The sequence below is a fragment of the Tissierella sp. MB52-C2 genome (assembly GCF_030931715.1).
Lineage (GTDB): Bacteria > Bacillota > Clostridia > Tissierellales > Tissierellaceae > Tissierella.
In genome coordinates, this window is record NZ_CP133261.1 from 2555537 (window position 1) to 2577279 (window position 21743).

Consider the following 21743-nt stretch of genomic DNA (forward strand, 5'->3'; position numbering starts at 1 on the left):
AATGAGGTGATATATATGAATTCCCTAATAATTACTTCCCTAGAGCAAGGACTAATATTTGCAATTTTAGCTATGGGAGTATTCTTAACTTATAAAATATTAGATATAGCAGATCTTTCCGTAGAAGGGACTTTTCCTTTTGGAGCCTTTGTATTTGCTAAGTTTATATCTATAGGCGTTAATCCAATCATTAGTACTTTAATGGCCTTTTTCTTTGGAACATTAGCAGGACTCTTTACTGCAATTCTCTTTACAAAGCTAAGAATAAAGCCATTATTATCAGGAATATTGACTATGACTATACTATACTCTGTAAATCTAAAAATAAATGGAAAATCTAATTTTCCACTATTTAAATATGGTTCAATCTTTGATTTAGGTTCATCCTTAATAGTATTAGCTGTAACTGTATTGTTAATAAAAATCATACTAGATCAATTTCTAAAAACTGAAACGGGATATTTATTAATAGCAACTGGAGATAATGAATCTCTAGTAAAATCTTTAGGAGAGAATAGTAATAAATATAAGGTAATAGGACTAATGTTAGCTAATGGATTTGTAGCTTTAAGTGGTGCCTTAATGGCCCAAATGCAAGGTTTTGCAGATATAACTATGGGTAATTCCATTATAGTAGTAGCCCTTGCTTCAATCATAATAGGAGACACTGTAAAGAAAAACTCAAGCAAAATAAAAAACACAACTAGGGCAATATTAGGCGCTATTATCTACAAACTTATTGGTGGCATTGCCATAGACCTAGGTCTGAATCCTAATGACCTTAGAGCGATAAATGCAATAATCGTAATAGTATTTCTATCCTATAATAATTTCGCAACTGATTTTTTAGGATATATGAAAAAAGAAGGAGGAAGAAAAAATGTTAAAAATAGTAAACCTGTCAAAGAGTTTTAACAAAAATACAGATAATGAAATTAATATTTTTCAAGACTTCAACTTGGAAATTGAAGAAAATAAATGTACAGCAATTATTGGCTCCAATGGCTGCGGTAAATCTACTCTCCTTAATATGATAGGTGGAAGTATATTATCAGATAAAGGTCAAATCATATTAAATGGACATAATATAGAAAATTTAAGAGAAGAACAAAGAGCTAACTATATTGGAAGAGTATATCAAAATCCTTCCATGGGAGTCTCCCCCTCCCTTACTATACTGGAGAATATGTCCTTAGCTGATAAAAAGGGAGAAAAATTTACCTTAAGAAAACTTATTAAAAAGAATAACATAGGTAAATATGCAGAACTATTAAAGGATTTGGATTTGGGTCTTGAAAACAAGCTAAATACAAAAGTAAAATTTTTATCTGGTGGTCAAAGACAATCTCTATCTCTGGTAATGGCAGCTATGAAGCATCCAGATTTGCTTTTACTTGACGAACATACTGCTGCTTTAGACCCTAAGACATCAAATGTAGTAATGCAAAAAACAAAGGAATTAATAAAGAAATATTCCATGACAACCATAATGATTTCTCATAATATGAAAGATGCCATAGAATATTCAGATAGAATAATAATGTTAGATAAGGGTCAGATAGTATTTGATAAGCCAAGTATAAATGTGACGGAAAAAGAATTGATTGATATATATATAGAAAAGCTTCAGGACGTAGCATAATCGCATAAAACCACTCCTATATCATATAGGAGTGGTTTATAATTACAACATTATTCTTTCTTAAAATCTCCATACCATCCCGGATGAAAATCCAGTTCTAACATATTTCCAAACTCAATTGCTCATTCTCTAAAGAAGAAACCAACAGAGGTTAAAGTTAATATGCTTTTGAATAATACTCCACAACATGATTGCTAGTTCCCTTTTTTAATTTAACTACTACAGGCCCATTTAAGAACAATCGCTTTTTTGACACTTTATCCATGATCACAATAAAATGGCTGCACAAAATCTTATCTTCTTGCTTAATCATATTCATAGGATCATAGCCACAAATGTAAAAATTTCCCTTATGTTTTACAAAAGATTTATTAAAAAAATCTCCAAATTTCTTTTCTCTTTCATTTATATACTCTCTAAAATACTTTTCTATTTGTAAACTTTTTATATCGTCTATATTAACTATATCATAACCATTTTTATCTGATATTTCCTCAAATATATATTCATTCTGCCCTGATATTTCACGCGTAAAAGGTATATCTAACTCCTCTAAAAGAAATAAAAATAATACTCCCGTATAATAGCAAATTTTACGAACATTAAATATTATGGATATATCCTCAGTAAGGATTTTCTTGTAGTTTTCTATTCTTCTGTCATAGAGCTCTTTTGAAATATCTCTAAGTGCCTTGGTTCCACAATATTCAGCGCTTCCTTCAATCGTTTCAATTGCAAATTCGTATTTTATAATATCTCCATACTTTCTTAACCTTAGCATCCTCAGTGAAATAATTTCTTTTAGTATATTATACTTTATGTTTCTATCACTACTATTAAGAGCCTCAACAAGCAATATATTTTCTTTATACTTTATTTCATAATTTTTTAAGTCCATAGGATAATCTAATCCTTTTAAATCATCGGGAAAACGTACCTCATTATTTGTAATCTGATATGAATGAAACATTTCATGTATTATATTAGAAGCCAGTTCCCTACTATCCTCTTGACTAGGATTCTCAGTATACCATATAGCTAAATTACTTCCATTATAATCGATACTAGTATTCCCTAAAAATCTTTTATCATATGGTATTTCTCCACTTTTAAAAAAGACCTTTGTTTTATTATAAATTGCAAATTCCGTTCTAAAAAATTCAGCCCATAAATCATTATACTTTACCTTATCTAGCTCTAATTCTATATTTCTATATAAATTCCTCATCTTACAATCTATTCCCTCCATTCCCCCATATTGATGAAAATATAATTCTAATTTTTTCCACTTTCATAATATAATCTCTTAATATAACAAAATATTAACTTGTTATATTGAAAATATCCAGTAAAATTGAGATCTCTTATTTCTATACCATAATTCCTAGCTAAATTCTTTAGCGTCTCTAGGCAGCTCTTTAATCTTTTTAATATATTCCGTTACATTTATATCGTCTTTAGTAGGATAAGAGTATTCAAGTGATTCAGCTAACAAGTTTCCTATTCTTCGTATAAATCTACCTGCTATAAATAATGATTCCCACATTTTATCATAATCTATAGGCGGATATATTGAAATAAAGTCATTATATATTTCATCAGATAAGTATTTTTTTAACCATTTTCCGTATTTGCCCACATTTATATTCCATTCATTCTCTTCCCCAATATACCATGATAACAATGTTTTTATACAATCCATTAAAATAACATCAAACATATATTTAGCAAGAGGTAATTCATCTCTCCATATTCCTTTGGCGACATAGGTTTGAATCCACCATGCTTCATTCAATAATTCATCAAACTCCTTTTTTGAAGGCTTTAGTACATGGTATCCATTATCATTGGGTGCGGATATTTTAAGCTCAATATCATCTTTATTCAATAGTATTTTACTAAGAGTATCTTCTCTAACTATTTCTTTAATTTTCTTAACATCCTTAAAGCTAAGGTCTATTCTAACTCCATCTTTAAACTGCATAAGAAAAATATATGAGCCATCCTCAAAATCATTTTGCTGCATAATAACAAGCTCTCCAAATATATTAATCCAGCTTTGATTTATTTTATAACTTAAATCTTCTATATTGGTTATAAAGAATACTATATCATAATCTTGCATTATATCCTTAGGTGCATTAGAGTTAACCCTTGAACCATTCAGCATAACAGCTCTAACCCCATCTTCACTGTTAGCAAAATCTAGTATCTGCTTCATTACTTCATTTTCTTTTCTCATATATACTTTGCCCCTTTATCTACATCTAGATTATTTTTTAATCTCTTATCCTTTTATCATTTCAAGGGCTGACATCTTGTCAGCCCCTAAAATTCTACTACTTTATTTGTTTGCCAAAAAACATAGAATCTTGCTCCATAATACTCATTAATTTATCTCTTAAATCCAGCATCCATCTAGGTTCATTATCCCAAGTTTCCTTAGCCGACACTAGAACTCTAGTATATCCATATAAATTTGCAAATCTTCTTAGCATAGGCATATACAGTAACATCTCGTCTGAAACATTAAACTCTTGTGTGTATCCCATTATAAAATTTTCTCTTAGCATAGAATAATCCTCACAAGATGTTTCACTTATTATATTGTTTAATGATCTTTCTATATCCATAGCATACCAGTGATACATGGCATCATCAAAATCAATTATATTTAATCTATCTGCTGATTGGTCATAGAATATATTATCCAACTCAAAGTCATAGTGTATTAGACCAAAATTTTGGTCATCTTTAGGTATTTTAGATAAATAATCCCTTACCATCTTAGCCTCTTGTTTGGCTAATATCTCATTAGGAAAATCTTCTAATTCCTTTTCAATCCACTCAAGAACATCCTCATATGACCATCGCAACCTTTTGTCAGGTTTATATTCCGAAGATAACCTATGAAGCTTGCCTAAATATTCACCATGTTTTCTGCATATCTCTTGTGTATATTCTATTTCTCCCAATTGAATCCCCGCAACTCTATCAAAAACAACTGCAAAATACTTTCCCCAAGGAGTATCCACTTCTACTAACTCTTTATTATCCTTTGAAGGCACAGTGGATAAAACAGGATATTCCCTTGATTTTAAATAACGAATAAATTCTAATTCTCTTATTATATTATTCTTATCTCTTTCAGCTACAGGAGAAAATCTCAGTAATCGAGTTTTACCATTATATTGAAACGGGTAAATCGCATTTGATGAAATTCTATAATAGTCAAAGAGTTTAAGTGAAGATAAATCGTATTCCCAATTCTCTAGAATCATTTCTGCCAAATCTCTATTATCAAAAAGATATTTTAGTTTTAACATGTTATTCTACCTCTTTCAAATAAATTTTAATTGATTTTTAGTCTTTGAAACAGCAAAATAACACCAGCCAATTTAACCGAAAAAATATTATTTACTGCTTCACTTTAGATATAATTCACCTTATTTCGTATTACCCGACGTTTCATGTCGATCACTCCCTTCAAAATTAGTGTTTTGTTAGTTTTTATGTATATTAAATTATTATTAAATAGTTCATAATTCTATCCATAATAATTTTAATCTAATCATCAGACCTTATAAACAATTCCATTATATCATTGTCCGATTTAAATCCTTTTCTCTCATAAAACTCAACTGCTTCACGGCTTGGCCATACTATCAATATTTCTAAATCCTTTTCTGTTGCCCAAGCCTTTACATTATCCATAAGCTTAGAACCAATGCCTTTACCTCTATATGACGGTCTTGTATAAACATTTGTAACATATCCATACTCATCAATAATCCTATTGGGCTTCGGAATCTTTCTAATATGATTAATAGAAATATGGGATACGATTATATTATTATCCAATACTATCCAATGAGTCCAATTCCTTTCTGCTAATCCACTTTTAAAGAACTTATAACATTCTTCTAAAAATATATCTTTGTTTATAGAATTTGAAATCTCTTTATTTTCAGTCTTAAAATCCCATCTCATCTGCGATAGCTGCATAAAGTCTTCTGTTCCTGCTATCCTATATTCCATAATAATTCCTTCCTTTCATATTACTAGCTAAATATTTCCTAATAAATCAGATAAACTTTTTTGATTTTCAGCAAGCCAAATCATTTCTTTTGCGAATCTAGCAGGTGGCAAACTATGTTGATCCATATAAGCATCTGTCCACCATGTACTTTCCATATACCATAACAACTGTAATGCGTTTGTTAGATACCCCTCACTTACGTTGCATTCCTCACTGTAACCTTCAATAAATGCTGAGGCAAGAGATACATCAAAATCATCATCTAGAGCACATGACATAACAGCACGAGCAACATCAAGTTGTGGATAATCATAATTTAATCGATCAAAATCTAAAATTGCTGTTAGTCCGTTATTATCAAATAAAAGATTATCAACCCAGAGATCACGATGAGCCCATCCTAATTGAAGTGACTCACATATTTCCATATTTAAATCTTCTGTTGCCTTACGTTGGGCATCTATATAAGTAAGTAACTGTATTTTATCATTTTCCTTTTCTTGTTTCCATACTGAGTTCCAATATGCTAAACGTTCTTCACGACACGGAGGAATAAATTTGGGATTATTTTTAATACCTAGTGTTCCATCATTTAATAATCTATGCATTCTCCCTGTTACTTTACCTAAATCATATATTTGATGAACATTAGTCTTACCCGGCGGGATTACTTTCCCCTGACAAAATTCCATCACCATGAATTGTTCACCATTATCAGATTCAAGTAAAATATTTTCATTATGTGATAACAAGTTTGGGCACTGGACACCCTGACTATACAATCTAGCCTGCTGAGCAAATGCAAATAGTAGATCTTCTGTCTTATACATTTTATATCTTTCTTTGTTATATTGCTTAATTAGAAACTGTCCTGAATCTGTGGTAATTTTCCATTTTAAATTTAACCATCCTCGTTTTATTGGCGTAGATTCCAATACATTTAAATCAAATAAACGATGAAATGTTTTTATTAAATCATCTAAGACCATTTCTTCTAATATTATTGTTTTCATTTCCCATCTCCTACATTTATGATAGATAGTTTTTTACTTCTCATAAAAATCTATATAATCTCTCTAATCATAACCTTTAGTTTCATAATAATTCTCATTGTGCATTTTCCTTTTGATTGAATTATTATTAGTCCTATTATATCACTTTTCTATAACAAATTAATTTACCTCAATAATAAATACCAACTCATCCATTCTAGTTATTTGCAACTCTCTATTATATCTTTTAAATTCGTTTCTTAGTAGTTGAATATTTGAATAATGTTCATCTTCTATTTCCTTTATTTCTTCTTTAGTTAATCTATTCATAATTTTTTCCTTTTCCTCTTGATTTTCAAACATTAAATCTCCTATTACTATTCTACCATCGTCTTTTAATACCCTTAAAATTTCCTTTATGGCAACCTTCTTTTCTTCGTCATTTAGATGATGAAATGCATAGGTAGATACTATTACATCAAATTTCCTATTTTCAAAGGGTATATTAAGAAAATCTCCTAACCTTAATTTTAATTTAGGATATTTTTCCTTTGCAACGTTTAACATTTCTCTTGATTGATCCATTCCAGTAATGTCGTATTCATTCTTTAAAAACCTATCTGCTAAATTCCCAGTACCTACACCTATCTCTAAGACTTTTATAGTCTTTTCTTTATTCTTAATAGATTTATTAAAGGTTGTATCTAGTATATCATTATAATATTTGTAGAATTTTAAGTTTCCGCTATCTCTTTCCACTGATTTATCATAAGTCCTAGCCCAACTATTAAAATCCCATTTATCTTTCCAGTTATTTTTTATTTCCCATACTTCATTCATAGATTCTATTACCTTAATTATTTTTTCCTTATAGGTTTCATTTTCACCTTCGTATATATTATCCATAATTTCTTCTAGAGAATCTTGTATTAACTGCATTCTATGAATTTGATTGTTTATCACTTTCCATTGAGCATGGAAATGGTTTAATATATTATCCTTACTTTCATCTGTGAATATATCCTTAATATGTTCTATTGGTATATCTAATTCTCTATACATTAATATGGTTTGTAATTTAATTAAATCATCTTCAGTAAAATACCTATAATCATTATCCATATCTCTCTTAGGATTAATTAATCCCTTCTTTTCATAAAATCTTACTTTGTTAGTTGTGATATTAAATATTTCTGATACTTCTTTTATAGAGTAGTTTTTCCCCACTTCGTTACCCCCTTAAATATTATAAGTATAATATAAACCTTAGTCTAAGGCTAAGGTCAAGGAAATAATTAAATATATTTTGTAAGTTATTATTTTCCTACTTTTTTCTCTTAAACACTGCTATAGCGTCCCTACTATATCCATTGGATGCATTTGCTGTAAAACAAGATACCAATTCCCAGCCTTGCTCTCCTAGTTTATTGAGCTCATAGTCGAAATCTTCTGTTTCTAATATCCCTCCACCTAATCCTTTTAATTTTACTTTTATTGTTCTATATTCCCATCTTTCCAAATTTACTCCCTCCTATAATTTATTTTATCAAATATCTTTCTGCTCCTTCCTCTGTAGTTAATTTCTACCCCCATTGTTATACCTGCAAACTATAATGACTATTGAGTCAATGAAGAAATTAAAATCGATATTATGAGAAAGTTTGATGAGGTATTTTTATCATAAGTTAATTATTTTGTAGTATAATAAAATTATAGTTATGCTAGATTAGCATATAAATTTTATTTATTTGGAGGAATAGGAATGCAAATAGGTTTTTTTGACTCTGGTGTCGGAGGAATTACTGTATTATATGATACGCTAAAAATGTTACCTAATGAAGATTATATATATTACGCAGATACATCAAATGTCCCTTATGGACCCAAACCGAAGGATGAAGTAAAAAAATATATATTTGATGCAATAGAGTTTATAATGGATCAGGGTGTTAAGGCAATTGTCATTGCTTGTAATACTGCTACAAGTGTGGCTATTGAAGATCTAAGGGCTAAATATAGTGTTCCAATTATTGGCATGGAACCTGCTGTAAAACCTGCTGTTGAAAAAAATAGAAATATAAATAATCGAGTTTTAGTAACTGCAACTGCTTTGACTTTAAAGGAGGACAAACTTCAAAATCTTATTACTAAATTAGATAATGATCACATTGTTGATTTATTACCACTTCCAGGATTAGTTGAATTTGCAGAAAGATTTGAGTTTAATGAAGAAATAGTATTACCTTATCTTAAAGAACAATTACTTAAGTATGACTTAAATAAGTATGAAACTATAGTTTTGGGTTGTACGCATTTTTCTTTCTATAAAGATATATTTAGAAAAATACTTCCAGTAGATACAGATATAATTGACGGAAACCTTGGTACAATAAAACATTTAAAAAGGATTTTAGAAAAAGATGATGCTTTAAACGAAGGAAACGGCAATATTGTTTTCTATAATTCAGGAATAAAGGTGGAGGATAAAGAGAAATTAGCTAACTATGGAGAATTATTTAAAAAACTAGATATTATAAATAAATGTGATTAACTCTTGAAACATAAATTAAGAAAGCTCCCTAAAAAAGGGAGTTTTTCTTAATAGATCATATATAAAAAATATTAAGTATATTTTTTTACATATAGCCAAAGTATTTCAAACAAGTGAAAATAAGACTATTGAAACAACAAATAACACTAAGACACGTTATAGACTTCTTATCATTAATAAACATGGATTTTGTTCTCCCCAGATTTCTTTAATCTCCTCTATAGGATAAAATCCTACCTTTCTATAAAATTCTCTAGTTTTTTTATAGTTTTTATCGGGATGAGTTTCCCCAAGGGTTTTAACCATTAAAAATTTATAACCATTTTCTAAAGAATAACTTACTGCTCTTTCAATTAAATCTCTTCCTATCCCCTTGCTATGATATTCTTTTAAAAGACCCATCACATATATTTCTGAAGTAGATTCATTATTGAATTTTAAACTTAAGAAACCTATTGGTTTATCATCGTCAAAAGCTACATAGAACGCTGTTTCTTTTACTTTATCTACATATTCTATAATAGCTTCTTCTATCCCAAACCAGTCTGGCAATTGTCTAAGTACTAAATCAGTAATATTTGATTTTAGCTCTTGATTCTCTATTAGTTTATATATACAACTACAAGCTCCAATAATTTTAGCCATTATTTTCCTCCATAGAACTATTATTATATCCTAACAAATATCTTTTAAAAAATGTCCTAAACCCATCTCCAATTTTATCTCCCTTTTCTTCTCTATTCATGTCTAGATAATATTTCTTGCTGTTTTTCTCTACTGAAAGAGAGTCCAGGGGAAATCCTTGATTTCTTCTTGGATGAGGCTTGTCTATAATTATAAACTCCTCTGATGATATTTCATCACCTTGGTACTCATATATACGTTTTTCATCTAGAACAAAACAAATTGCATTTTCATATCTTGCAAATACTTGCCCACCATTTTCCCTGGCAATACCACCATAGTATTCTATCATTTCTTCATCGGTTAACTCTTTTCCATTTACTCTCCTTACATATACTCCTGGCTGCTGTTCTGATTTAAGTCCCTTTATATATAAACCAGAGTCACAGGAGAAAACAGGCATCTTGACTTTCTTATAATATTCTAAAGCTTTTATTCTAGCATTCTCCAATGGATTATTTCCTGTTTCATCTATATAATCATTTTTAATAGCAATTGAATTTAATCCTATTACTTCTATATCTAAATCTTTCAATGTTTTTCTCATGCTTTCAAGTTTTGCTAAGTTAGTTGTTCCATATAATATTTTCATCTTACACCTCTTATACAAATTTCTCCCTAAAATACTCATAGGCTTCCCTCGAATCCTTATGATATAAAGGTAATGTTTCTTTATTTAATTCTAGATCCGTTAAATAATGTAATATTGCTTTTTCCCTTGAGTGCTTTAAGGCTTCTCTAATATCATTTACAAGTTTTTCATATCCTTCTTCTTTCCAACTTAATTTATCTGCTAATAATACTTCTATTTCGATTTTACTTGGTTGTCTCCTTGATGTTGTATGATATCTAATTGCATTTAATATATTTTCATCTTCTATGCCAAATACACTTTTTGCTATACGTTTTGAGATTTTCTGATGTAAAATTGAAGGCATTTGCTTTTCCTCATCAGTAATTTCAATATTATTTTCTATACAAAATTCTAATATTTCATCATTGTCTACTACTCTCCCTAAATCATGACAATAACAAGCAATATCACTTCCTTGTTCTATAGAACCAATTTGTTTTTCAATATTATATAGCTCCCTAACTACATCGAGAGTATGCTCATATTTATCTAATTCATCATGCATTAAAAAATATGATTCTATATCTTTTTTGAAATCTCCTGTTATTTCAAAATTTAGATACTTTTCCATTTTTACGCCTCCTTATACTATCTTCATATGAAATATTGTTGCTGTTTTATGCACTAAGATTTTATTATATATAAATCTAACATATCTCAAACATTTAGAAAAGTAGTTTTGTGATTTTTATTTGAATATAATTAAAATTTACAATTATTTAGTATAATAACTTATTCAAGTTTCAATTTTTTCTATAGAAAATATAGATACTGTTAGATTAAATTCTTTGTATAAAATAACTTTAGGTTCAGGGGAGCTTTAATTCCCCTAAACCTAACTCTTTTATTTATTGCTATTATTGTAATCGAATAGCAGCTAAAGATGCACCTGCACCATTTTGTAAGACTACTGCACCTAGTAATCCTGATAATTGTAATGAGATTGTATCTCCTGCTGTTAGGTTTACTATTACTTGTGCTGAATATCCTGATACAGATACTATAGGGTTTACTACGGAAGCAGGAATAGCAGCTCCATTTAATAATATCTGTGATTGTAATACAGCTCCAGCTGTTAGGTTTATATTATAGCTTAAATAATAACGACCTGTTGTTGGTACTGTAAATACAGTATTAGCTCCATTTACTGCGAAAGCATCTAGACTTTGAACACTTGGTAATGGTATTAAAGTTCCAGCTAATATTACTGCTATCGTAGCTCCTGTAGCATTAGCTGCAAACATTGAATTATCTGTTACTACTGGGCCTGCTGGACCCATATCTCCTGCCGGACCTGTTGGACCTACATCTTCTGCTGGACCTGCCGTCCCTGGGCAGCAGCATTGTTCAGGATATAGTGGGTTATGTGGACATGATGGATATGGTTTACATGGATCACCTGATGGATGTGGCCTATATCCTCCACAACACGGACATAAACATCCTTTTTCTTGGAGATATTTCATCATAGCATTATCTAAAAATGAATATTCTTGTTTTCTAGAGAAGTTCTTTGGTACTATATATGAATCATATTGATTTGGCATTCTATTACAATCCATTTCCTTGCTCCTTCCTTCTATTTTATTTTACGATTTATCTTTATAATCTACTGTGATTTTATAATACCTACAATTTTTTTGCTCCCATTACTAGTGTATGTACAGGTAAAAAAAGTGTCCCATGCCTTATATACATTATTTATCTTCAATCAAAACTTAAAAAAATAAAATGGACAGATTAATCTGTCCATTTTACCTTTTATATTAAATAAAAATAATTACTAATCTTGAATTAAACCCCTTTCAGCCGCATCTTCAATCATATTCTCTACAAAATTCCATAATTCATCTGAAGTTTTTCTAACTGGTGCTATTCTCTTATATATATCATCTTTAGCCACATTGAACTTTCTCCAAGTTCCACCATTATTATTATAATTATTTAACATTGGTTGAAGTCTATCCATAGAAGCTGCAAATAGGGCTTCAGATGTTTCTCCTTTTTCAAACTCATCCCATAGTGCTCTAAATTCTTTAGCCTTGTCCTCTTCCAATATTCCAAATATCCTTTCGGCAGCCTTAATCTCTCTTTCTGTTTTGTCTTCATTACCCTTTTTATCATAGCAGAAAGTATCTCCTGCATATATTTCCACTAAATCATGGGTAAGTAACATTTTTATTACCTTACATATATCTATTTTTTCATTAGAATATTCTTCCAATACCATTGCCATTATGGCTATATGCCAAGAATGTTCTGCATCATCTTCTCTTCTATCTTCATTGATTAAACTTGTCTGCCTTAATATGCTTTTCATTTTATCTAGTTCTACTATAAATTCTATATCTTTTAGTAATCTTTTATTTATCATATTTATCTCCCTTATCTAAATTATTTCTTATCTTTATAATTGAATTAATTACTATAGCTATTAAAGGGCCAAGTATTACTCCTATGGGTCCCATAATTGTTGCACCTAGTATTGTTACAATAAATGTATAAAGTGGCCTAATTCCTATTTTATTTCCTACTATTTTAGGTTCCATAACCTGTCTTAAAATTAATAAAACAATATATACAATAGCTAAATTGGTTCCCATTTCATTTTGCCCTGTTATAAAGCTAATAATAGACCAAGGTATCATCACTAGTCCTGCCCCAAGAACTGGAATTACATCTAATATTGCTATTCCTAGAGCAATCATTATTGGATAAGGAGCATCTATTATCGTTAAGCCTATTCCAGTGATTACAAAGGTTATAACCATTAATATGAGTTGAGCCTTAATGTAAGCTTTGATACCCTTTCCAGTATCATCCATTATTTGTTTTAAAATATTTCTTTTATTATCCATAACTTTTCTCCTTAAACTATACCCTATTACTCCTATTATTTGAAATTATATCATAGCTATTCTATTAGTAAAGAAAAAGCTCTAAAAAAATTTAATATTTTAGAGTAAATTTGCTTCGTTACATATAATGGAAACTAAGATAAGAATATTTTATCTATAAAATCAAGAAACTATATTACTAAGATATAAATCTTATTTTATAATGGAGGTCTTCTTTATGGGCAAATTTAAAAAAACAATTTTACTAATTAGCTTAACTATATTATTATCAAATAATGTTTATTCTATTAGTAATCAAACTAAATATAAGGACTTAATAAAAAGTTCTGATAAAATAAGTGGTGAAGTAGAGTTTATCATTAATACAATAAAAGATAGATATGATATTCCTGAAGTTTCTGGAGAAGTAACCAATATGCCTTGGAGAAATGATAAAGAGTTTTTAAAGGCTAAGGAAAAATATAATACTCCAATACTCATTGCAGGATTTTGTGCAGTTCTTAAAAATCCTTTACCAGGAGAAGAATATAATGTTAATTTAGCAGCCAGAAAAGCTAAGGGCTTAGTAATTAAACCTTCAGATACATTCTCTCAAAATAGCAATATAGGACCTTATACCAAGTCTAGAGGATTTAGAGAAGGTGCTTCTTATATAGGTGGAAATATTATAATGACTGAAGGTGGAGGAGTATGTAAAGTCGCCACCACTCTTTATAATCTAGCAGCCTTATCTAATTTTGAAATTATAGAAAGGCATAATCATTCCATGCCTATTAACTATGTACCTTATGGGCAAGATGCGACTGTAGCCTATGGTGTAAAAGACCTTAGATTTAAAAATACTACTGAAGATTCCATATTGATCTGGACAGAAATGATTGGAAATAGGCTGTATATGGGGTTTTATGGAAGCGAAAAACCTCCTAAAATAACTTGGAATCATGAGATAGATAAGATTACACTCCCATCTACTAAATATATTAAAAATGAAAAATTGGCCCCTGGAGAAACGAAAACTGTATTAAATGGAATGAATGGTGCAACTGTAAAGTCAACTATTACAATAACTTATAGTGATGGTCATTATGCTATAAAAAATATGGGAACTAGTCATTATCAACCATTACCTCAATTAATTGAGACTAATTAGTTTTATATTTTTAGAATAAGTTATCATATGTAGAATAAGTGATTAAATCTTTTAAGGAGGTTTTTTAATGAAAGAAGATAAAAGAAGTTTAAATTCTAAAACTGAAAATTTATCGGCAACTGGAACATACAAAAATCATAAGGATCCTAACTTTGGATATTCTCCAACTGATGTGTATTATGATACAAAGGAAAAAAAACCTGAGTCAAAAGTTTCTATACCAACTTATGATGCAGTAGTATATGCTAAGGAATGGGTAGACGATGTGAATAAAAAATAGCCTTAAGGCTATTTTTTATGATATTTTTTATATATTAAGACATACTAATCATATAGATTTATGAAAGGATGATAGTATGGAAAACCCAAGAGCAATTGCAGAAATACTTGAACAAGCAAAGAAAATAGAGGAAAACAATTTTTCTAATATGGAACATTTTACAAGCATAAATATGCTCCTTAGCAGTAACGATCTAGGCAAAACTAAGGATAAGGAATTAACAGCTAAATTTAATAAACTTAACCAGCAAATCGAAGATATTAATACACTGACTTCTGATTTGTTAAATGATTTAGCATCTAGGCATAACTAAAGTGATGGATTTCCATCACTTTAGTTTATTATATATTCTACTTTTCTATCCTATTTCACAAATATTATAGTCAATATTATTATAATAATTGGCAATATCATAATAGCCATACCAAGAGGCCTTGCTGCATTAATAGTCCAGCCTACTCCTACTCTTTTTTCTACAAATACAGATGCATCATCTGGATTATAATAAATTGTATTACCTAACTTCCACAATCTATCATCATCTATATCATACGCATTTAAATCTTCACTATTGTCTTTTATTTTTAATCTATCTCCACCTTGACCAACTACTACACTTAAAACTACTGACCCTATAATAGCAAATCCAAAAGTAATTCCCCCTAAAATATCGATTATAACACTATACCTTATAATCCCTAGAACTAACATATTTAAAACTGTAAAAAATATTTCCATTAACACTAATAATACTATAAGGTAAATAGACCAAACTTTTCTAAATATAATATTTCTCTTTAATGAATCCTCTGGATTCCTTGGATTTATCTGTTGCTTTGCAGTCATGGAAAAATAATAAGTTATATATATAACTATAGTCATAAGTGCTTGTGTCATAGGCATCATCAATGCTACAAACATAGACTTATCCATATATCCATCAATATTTCCTTTCCAGTCCCAGTGAGTAGGTACTCTATCTGGCAAAGATGGGTACATCTTAAGTGATAGTATTATACTTATTATTATTATTCCTATGGGAATTAAAAACCATTTTTTTGATATTGTAACTATCTTTTCTTTATCCCTACTAAATTTCATATCTACAACTACTACGCCTTTGCCTAAATGTCCCCAACCATTTTCCTCTTTTAACTTCTTTGATTTTTTATTCCATCTTAGATATATACTAAAGAGTAATCCCATATATAGAAAAATGGAAATACCAAATATATAAATATGTTCTATATAATATACTAGAATAAAATTTAAAATCAAAGCAGGTATACCTATAATGAGATTTTCCCTTTTAAAGCCTTTTATAATCTTTTTAGCTTCCTCTGTTTCTATTTTATCTTCTGGTATTTTTACTCCAAAAAGTATATTTCTCCTAGTTATCCTTGGAGTTAGTATTTGAAGTATAAGTAGTATCAGTAAAGTAAATCCATAGAATAATGCTGTAATCATGTTTTCAGACATAATATCACCTCTTATTTATGATTTTTATCTATAATTTCATCATATATATCTGAACAAATTTTTATAAATTCTTCTTTTTCTATATTTCTATTTTTGCTATCTGATATTAAATAATTTAACTCCTCCTTTAAAATTCTCAGATATTCTTCTTCTGCCTGTGGTAAGTTATCCTTTATCATGGCTCCTTTTCTTCTATCAATAATTAGATAGCCTTCATTCTTTAATATATTATATGTTTTATTTACAGTATGAAGATTTATTCCAATATCTCCACCTAATTGTCTAACAGATGGAAGCTCTTCTCCTGCTTCCAACTCTCCTTTAGCTATTCCTATTATAATCTGTCGTCTAAGCTGTTCATATATAGGGGTTTCAGACTCAAAATCTATTTTTAGCAACATAAGCTTTCATCCTCTCATTCTGTTATATTCATTATATAACAGATATCCATCTTTTGTCAATATATAGCCCATTATTTGCCCCATAAAAAAACCTCTTGATTTAATCAAGAGGATAATTCCTATAAAATTCTAACCTTTCTTCCAATGTAGGATGTGTAAAATACCATGTCTTGAATATATTACTTGGGCGAGGAAGTCCTAAGCTTTCTTTGTATAACTTCTCCATGGCAGATACAGCAGATTCTCTATCTTGAGTCAAAGTTATTTCAAAAGCATCTGCTTCTATTTCCATATCTCTAGAAAGGTAATTCATAATTGGCGAGCCTACAAATGAATAAAAATTTAGGACTAAAAGTAAAAGAGGTAAAGCCGCTATATCATAAAGCTTCTTTATACCAAAGCTTCCATTGGATAATTTAAGTATCCAGGTTGATGTAATATAAACTAAAAATAATAATAAAACTGTACTAATACTACTTTGAATAATGTTCTTCCAAATATGTCCTTTTACATAATGACCTATTTCATGGGCTGTTATACTTAATACTTCACTTTCTTCTAAATTATTAATAGTTGTATCCCATAATACTATTCTCTTAGAATGAAAGATTCCTGTCATATAAGCATTCATAGTATTTGTATCCTTAGACTTATCCACCTTATATATATTAGCATCTTCTATACCTGACTTATGTAAAAGTACTGTTATTTCTTTCCCTAATTTCTCATCCTCTATGGACGTATATTTATTAAACATAGGGTCTATTACAAAGGGTGAAATAAATACCATAAATATAATTACTGGCACAGTTAAAATTGATAATTGTAACCACCAGGTCCTTGGACTTCTTTGTATTATATAAAATGGTATAAATATAAAAAAGCACATCAATAAATCATTTATTAAAAGACCTTTTAGGGAAATTTCAAGCCATCTCAAAAATGTTTGATTAGATAATCCATATTTATGACTTAGATGGAAAGAACTATAATAGTTTAATGGAAGACTTATTACAAATATTATAACAAAAAATATAATTCCATATAATAGACACGTTAGAAATAAGGATTTCTTCTCTACAAAAAACCTTATTCTACTGGACAGCCTTGATGTAAGAAATATTAATGGTATAAGAAATTGTAATATAAGTCTTAATGCCCAAACATTAAGGTTTTCCTTCCTAAGACTATAAGATTCCTCTGGTAAATCTGGGTATTCAGCCCTTATATTTTTCATATTTATATATTCACTAATTAAAACTACACTAATAAAAATTAATAATACTAGAAAAAATATGGAAATAGTTAGCTTAAGTTTATGCTCCACAGTATCACCTCTCCTTATATAATTTACCTTATTAGCTATTTTATTCTAAGTTTTTTTTATTTATGATATAGAAAAAAATAAGGAAGGTCATTCCTTATTTTTTCTATAAATCTATTCTCTTTTCTATTATATACCCTGTAGTTATAAAAGCTAGTACTGAAATTACTATTTGTAATAGACTACCAATTATATTTATAAAAATATTATTATTTCCAAGCAGTATTGTCTGCCCCTGTACATTACCAAATATATTCATTAAGGAATGTGCTTCATACTGATGCAATACCTTAAAGGTACTTAAATCTAAAAAATATGGAAATACACTACTAATTTTAAAAACTAAATATCCAGTTAAAGCATTTAATATTATAAATATTATAAACCATAGACCACCAATCTTTTTATTTCTTACACTTACTCTACTTAAAGCCATGGAGAAATAAATTAGAATTTGAGTCATAATAACCGATAATCCTGATATTATTCCTAGAGAAAACACGCTGGAATTTATCATACTGAATATTTCCTTTCCGATTTTCAGCCAATCTCCACCAAATAAAATGAATGCAAGTAATAGGTTATATACAACTATGGAAAGCCCCAAAACTACATACCATAGTAAAGCAACTATTATTTTGCTTCCAAGTATTTGATTTCCAGTGAGAGGTAGTGTAAATGTCAAGTAACCTCTATCCTCATATAGTTCTTTTCTAAAGGATCCTATAATTTGAAAAAATGCTGTTAAGAATGCTCCAAATATGACTCCTATAGATATAATTAGCATAAATGCTCCAAAACCTGTAATATCGTTTCCTGAACCCATCATGTCAAACTTTATTTGTTTAGATATATTAAGTTGTATAATAGTTGATGCAATTAATACTATGGCTATTATACCTAAAATAAACTTATAACTTCCTTTTATTTCATATTTCATATACTTTCTCATTTTATCCCTCCTATTCTCCAAATATTTCCTTATAAAGTTCATCTATTTGCATACCTTTTTCTTCCCTAAGGCTCTCTGCATTACCTGTTAAATAAATCTCTCCATCCCTAAGAAAAACAACATCATCAAATATATTTTCCATATCCCTAACTAAATGAGTTGTAATCAACATGGTACTTTCCTTATCATAATTATCTATTATGGCATTAAGTATCTGATCCCTTGCTACTGGATCTACCCCTGCAATCGGTTCATCTAATATATAGACTTTAGCTTTTCTTGATAAAACTAAGGTTAAGTTTAGTTTCTCAGTCATTCCTTTGGAAAGTGAATTTATCTTTGCATTTCTATCTAATTTCATAAATTTTAATAGATCATATGCTTTATTTTCATCAAAATCTTTATAGAAATCTTTATAAAAGTTAATTGCCTCTTGTATATTCATCCAACTATATAAAAAATTTCTATCTGGTAAATAAGATACTATAGACTTTGTATATACTCCTGGTCTTTTACCATCTATTAAAACTTCTCCCTTGGATTCCCTAAGTATTCCCGTGATTATTTTTATCATAGTTGTTTTTCCACTGCCATTTGGTCCTAGGATTCCAATGATTTTTCCCTTTTCTAAGTTTAGATCCACATTATTTAATGCTTTTTTATTAAGATAGGACTTAGTAAGTCCTTTAATTTCTATAATATTTTCCATTATTTAACCTCCTTTACTCTTTCATTGATTAATTCTATAATATCTTCTGAATTAAAACCTAAAGATTTCATATCTATTAGAAATGATTTTACAATATTTGAAGCCATATTTTTCTTTAAGTTCTTTATGGTTTCAGTATCTTCTGTAACAAAGGTTCCCATACCTCTTTGTGTAAATACTAAACCTTCTCTTTCTAATTCCTGATATGCTCTCTGTATCGTATTTGGGTTTACTTTAAATTCTGTAGATGATTCTCTAACTGATGTCAACTTATCTCCTCCCTTCAATTCTCCCGAAACTATTTTCTTTTTAATTAAGTTCATAATTTGAGTATAAATTGGTAAACTTTCATTAAATATCATCTTTCCACCTCCATTTGTAACGTCTTAGTGTTCTAATTACATAGTACACTAAGACGTTATTTTTGTCAACAAAAAAATGAACAGTTTTTTAAAAACTATTCACTAATTTTTTTTGATTTCTCTGTGCATACTCTGATGGCTTCAATAATACTTGATCTAAAGCCTCTTTCTTCTAATTTGGCTACTGCCTCTATTGTTGTACCCTTCGGTGAACATACATTATCTTTTAATTCTCCTGGATGAGTTCCTGTTTCTAAAACCATTTTAGCTGCACCTAAAACTGCTTGGGCTGCCATTTTATAGGATTGTTTTCTTGGTATACCTTGCATTACTCCACCATCTGCCATGGCCTCTATCATCATATATACATAGGCAGGAGATGAACCACATAAGGCACTAAATCCATCCATAAGGTTTTCCTCTAAGATTTCTGTTTTTCCAAAACTATTGAATATATCTATTATTTCTTCTCTCGCCTCTTCCTTTATTTCTTCATCTAATACTAATGCTGTTATACCTTCTCCAACCATGGCTGGAGTATTTGGCATTGCCTTAACAACTAATATATCTTTGCTTAAGTGCTGCTTCATATAATCCATACTTATTCCTGCTGCTATAGTAATGACGATTGTATCCTTTCTTACTTCTTTTCTTATTTCTTCTAAAATCATATGATGCATATAAGGCTTAACTGCTAATATTAAATAATCTGAGACTCTTGCAACTTCTTTATTATCTAAGGTAGTTTCTATATTATATTCTTTCTCTATCTTTTCTAATGTATCTTTAGTTTTTGCAGAGGCTAATATTTTTTCAGGAAGAATTAAGTTTGATTTTATCAATCCTCCTATTATTGCCTTAGCCATATTCCCACAGCCTATAAATCCTATTATCTTATCCATTATATACCTCCCATATTTAGTCAATAACCATATCACTATATAATATATCACAATACTTACCCATTAAAAATACTATATTAATTTCAACCATTGCAAAAGCTTTGATTTGTGAATATAATAACTTATAAACCATATACTTCTACTAACTTCATATTATTATTTTTATTAAAAGGAAGCCTCGTCAATAGTTATAAAGAAGGTGATTTAATGGAAAAAAAGAAACCTACATATATCTTTTTAATGGTCTTACTTATTCTTTTTCTAGACCTTAGTCTTGAGCATGTAATAAACTATAAAAAGCACTTATTTCAAATTAAATCTCAATTTAGTAGCCTTCTGTATAATTATAATGATTTTAATGAAGAATTGCCTATAATCCATAACGATGATTATGATCTTAAAGTTGATTTCATTGAGAAACGCAAGGCAATAGCAGATATAGAGTATTTACTTAGTATATTAAAATATGGCTATGCAGGCTATGAATTCTTTGGAGGAGATAATGTATTCAATACTGCTAAAGAAAATATGATATGGTCTATCAGGGAAGTTTTAGGAGACAACATTTCTAGACAAAATCTTCTAGATATCATAATATCTGAACTAAATTTTATACAAGACTCTCATTTTGCTGTAGATGACTATACTTTATGTACCTATACTAAATACTTTAGTACAGACAAGATAATATTTCTTAGAGATAATAGGGGGCTTTATACTTCTATTGGCAATAGAAAATATTACTTAAACAAGATTAATGGTGAGATGCCTTGAGACTACATTA

The 21743-nt window shown here is 29.2% G+C and carries 27 protein-coding genes; 7 read left to right on the forward strand and 20 right to left on the reverse strand.

Annotated features, from left to right (window positions below; all coding sequences use genetic code 11):
• Positions 1–15 precede the first annotated feature (15 nt).
• Both RBU61_RS12895 and RBU61_RS12900 read left to right on the forward strand, forming a co-directional pair.
• Positions 16–915: an ABC transporter permease gene (locus RBU61_RS12895; RefSeq protein WP_308875866.1), complete on the forward strand. Its 900-nt coding sequence runs from the start codon at positions 16–18 to the stop codon at positions 913–915.
• Positions 881–1642 carry an ATP-binding cassette domain-containing protein gene (locus RBU61_RS12900; RefSeq protein WP_308875868.1) on the forward strand — a complete coding sequence of 254 codons (762 nt, stop codon included), beginning with the start codon at positions 881–883 and terminating at the stop codon, positions 1640–1642. Before RBU61_RS12895 ends, RBU61_RS12900 begins: the two co-directional genes overlap by 35 nt.
• 157 nt (positions 1643–1799) lie before the next feature.
• On the opposite strand, the gene RBU61_RS12905 is transcribed toward RBU61_RS12900, so the two are convergent.
• The 7 genes from RBU61_RS12905 to RBU61_RS12935 all read right to left on the reverse strand — a co-directional run bounded on the left by RBU61_RS12905 (position 1800) and on the right by RBU61_RS12935 (position 8192).
• Complete coding sequence (locus tag RBU61_RS12905; RefSeq protein ID WP_308875870.1) at positions 1800–2891, reverse strand: hypothetical protein; 1092 nt, start codon at positions 2889–2891, stop codon at positions 1800–1802.
• Positions 2892–3026: 135 nt separating this feature from the next.
• Complete coding sequence (locus tag RBU61_RS12910; protein WP_308875871.1) at positions 3027–3884, reverse strand: aminoglycoside 6-adenylyltransferase; 858 nt, start codon at positions 3882–3884, stop codon at positions 3027–3029.
• 97 nt (positions 3885–3981) lie between these two features.
• On the reverse strand, positions 3982–4968 hold the full coding sequence (locus RBU61_RS12915) for a phosphotransferase (RefSeq protein ID WP_308875873.1): 987 nt from the start codon (positions 4966–4968) through the stop codon (positions 3982–3984).
• 241 nt (positions 4969–5209) lie between these two features.
• A complete protein-coding gene (locus tag RBU61_RS12920) occupies positions 5210–5680 on the reverse strand; it encodes a GNAT family N-acetyltransferase (RefSeq protein WP_308875875.1) in 471 nt (156 codons plus the stop codon).
• Between the two features lie 27 nt (positions 5681–5707).
• On the reverse strand, positions 5708–6694 hold the full coding sequence (locus tag RBU61_RS12925) for a phosphotransferase (protein ID WP_308875877.1): 987 nt from the start codon (positions 6692–6694) through the stop codon (positions 5708–5710).
• A 159-nt stretch (positions 6695–6853) separates the two neighbouring features.
• Positions 6854–7900 (reverse strand): methyltransferase domain-containing protein, encoded by a 1047-nt coding sequence (locus RBU61_RS12930; RefSeq protein WP_308875879.1) that lies wholly within the window; start codon positions 7898–7900, stop codon positions 6854–6856.
• A gap of 97 nt (positions 7901–7997) precedes the next feature.
• Positions 7998–8192 (reverse strand): DUF4177 domain-containing protein, encoded by a 195-nt coding sequence (locus tag RBU61_RS12935; RefSeq protein WP_308875881.1) that lies wholly within the window; start codon positions 8190–8192, stop codon positions 7998–8000.
• 243 nt (positions 8193–8435) lie between these two features.
• Here RBU61_RS12935 and murI point away from each other — a divergent pair, with 243 nt between their 5' ends.
• Positions 8436–9224 carry a glutamate racemase gene (gene murI, locus RBU61_RS12940; RefSeq protein WP_308875883.1) on the forward strand — a complete coding sequence of 263 codons (789 nt, stop codon included), beginning with the start codon at positions 8436–8438 and terminating at the stop codon, positions 9222–9224.
• 156 nt (positions 9225–9380) lie between these two features.
• On the opposite strand, the gene RBU61_RS12945 is transcribed toward murI, so the two are convergent.
• The 6 genes from RBU61_RS12945 to RBU61_RS12970 all read right to left on the reverse strand — a co-directional run bounded on the left by RBU61_RS12945 (position 9381) and on the right by RBU61_RS12970 (position 13400).
• A complete protein-coding gene (locus RBU61_RS12945) occupies positions 9381–9869 on the reverse strand; it encodes a GNAT family N-acetyltransferase (protein ID WP_308875884.1) in 489 nt (162 codons plus the stop codon).
• Complete coding sequence (locus RBU61_RS12950; protein ID WP_308875885.1) at positions 9862–10500, reverse strand: non-canonical purine NTP pyrophosphatase; 639 nt, start codon at positions 10498–10500, stop codon at positions 9862–9864. The genes RBU61_RS12945 and RBU61_RS12950 overlap by 8 nt, the downstream gene beginning before the upstream one ends.
• A gap of 10 nt (positions 10501–10510) precedes the next feature.
• Positions 10511–11113, reverse strand: a complete 603-nt coding sequence (locus tag RBU61_RS12955) for an HD domain-containing protein (RefSeq protein WP_308875886.1) — start codon at positions 11111–11113, stop codon at positions 10511–10513.
• A gap of 286 nt (positions 11114–11399) precedes the next feature.
• Positions 11400–12104, reverse strand: a complete 705-nt coding sequence (locus tag RBU61_RS12960; protein WP_308875887.1) for a hypothetical protein — start codon at positions 12102–12104, stop codon at positions 11400–11402.
• A gap of 221 nt (positions 12105–12325) precedes the next feature.
• Positions 12326–12916 (reverse strand): HD domain-containing protein, encoded by a 591-nt coding sequence (locus RBU61_RS12965; protein WP_308875888.1) that lies wholly within the window; start codon positions 12914–12916, stop codon positions 12326–12328.
• Entirely contained in the window at positions 12906–13400 is a 495-nt protein-coding gene (locus RBU61_RS12970; protein WP_308875889.1) for an AI-2E family transporter, read from the reverse strand. The genes RBU61_RS12965 and RBU61_RS12970 overlap by 11 nt, the downstream gene beginning before the upstream one ends.
• A 217-nt stretch (positions 13401–13617) precedes the next feature.
• Here RBU61_RS12970 and RBU61_RS12975 point away from each other — a divergent pair, with 217 nt between their 5' ends.
• The 3 genes from RBU61_RS12975 to RBU61_RS12985 all read left to right on the forward strand — a co-directional run bounded on the left by RBU61_RS12975 (position 13618) and on the right by RBU61_RS12985 (position 15143).
• Positions 13618–14550, forward strand: coding sequence for a VanW family protein (locus RBU61_RS12975; protein WP_308875890.1), 933 nt, complete (start codon positions 13618–13620; stop codon positions 14548–14550).
• A gap of 67 nt (positions 14551–14617) precedes the next feature.
• Entirely contained in the window at positions 14618–14830 is a 213-nt protein-coding gene (locus RBU61_RS12980; protein ID WP_308875891.1) for a DUF3787 domain-containing protein, read from the forward strand.
• Positions 14831–14906: 76 nt separating this feature from the next.
• Positions 14907–15143, forward strand: coding sequence for a hypothetical protein (locus RBU61_RS12985; protein ID WP_308875892.1), 237 nt, complete (start codon positions 14907–14909; stop codon positions 15141–15143).
• 50 nt (positions 15144–15193) lie between these two features.
• On the opposite strand, the gene RBU61_RS12990 is transcribed toward RBU61_RS12985, so the two are convergent.
• From RBU61_RS12990 to proC, 7 genes are all read right to left on the reverse strand, one after another.
• Complete coding sequence (locus tag RBU61_RS12990; protein WP_308875893.1) at positions 15194–16309, reverse strand: DUF1648 domain-containing protein; 1116 nt, start codon at positions 16307–16309, stop codon at positions 15194–15196.
• Positions 16310–16320: 11 nt separating this feature from the next.
• Positions 16321–16710 (reverse strand): GntR family transcriptional regulator, encoded by a 390-nt coding sequence (locus tag RBU61_RS12995; protein ID WP_308875894.1) that lies wholly within the window; start codon positions 16708–16710, stop codon positions 16321–16323.
• 100 nt (positions 16711–16810) lie between these two features.
• Complete coding sequence (locus RBU61_RS13000; protein WP_308875895.1) at positions 16811–18037, reverse strand: M48 family metallopeptidase; 1227 nt, start codon at positions 18035–18037, stop codon at positions 16811–16813.
• A 103-nt stretch (positions 18038–18140) separates the two neighbouring features.
• A complete protein-coding gene (locus RBU61_RS13005) occupies positions 18141–18986 on the reverse strand; it encodes a hypothetical protein (RefSeq protein ID WP_308875896.1) in 846 nt (281 codons plus the stop codon).
• A 10-nt stretch (positions 18987–18996) separates the two neighbouring features.
• Positions 18997–19695 carry an ABC transporter ATP-binding protein gene (locus RBU61_RS13010; RefSeq protein ID WP_308875897.1) on the reverse strand — a complete coding sequence of 233 codons (699 nt, stop codon included), beginning with the start codon at positions 19693–19695 and terminating at the stop codon, positions 18997–18999.
• On the reverse strand, positions 19695–20057 hold the full coding sequence (locus RBU61_RS13015) for a GntR family transcriptional regulator (protein WP_308875898.1): 363 nt from the start codon (positions 20055–20057) through the stop codon (positions 19695–19697). The genes RBU61_RS13010 and RBU61_RS13015 overlap by 1 nt, the downstream gene beginning before the upstream one ends.
• A gap of 95 nt (positions 20058–20152) precedes the next feature.
• On the reverse strand, positions 20153–20959 hold the full coding sequence (proC, locus tag RBU61_RS13020) for a pyrroline-5-carboxylate reductase (protein ID WP_308875899.1): 807 nt from the start codon (positions 20957–20959) through the stop codon (positions 20153–20155).
• A gap of 207 nt (positions 20960–21166) precedes the next feature.
• On the opposite strand from proC, the gene RBU61_RS13025 reads away from it, so the two are divergent.
• Complete coding sequence (locus RBU61_RS13025; RefSeq protein ID WP_308875900.1) at positions 21167–21733, forward strand: hypothetical protein; 567 nt, start codon at positions 21167–21169, stop codon at positions 21731–21733.
• Positions 21734–21743 lie beyond the last annotated feature (10 nt).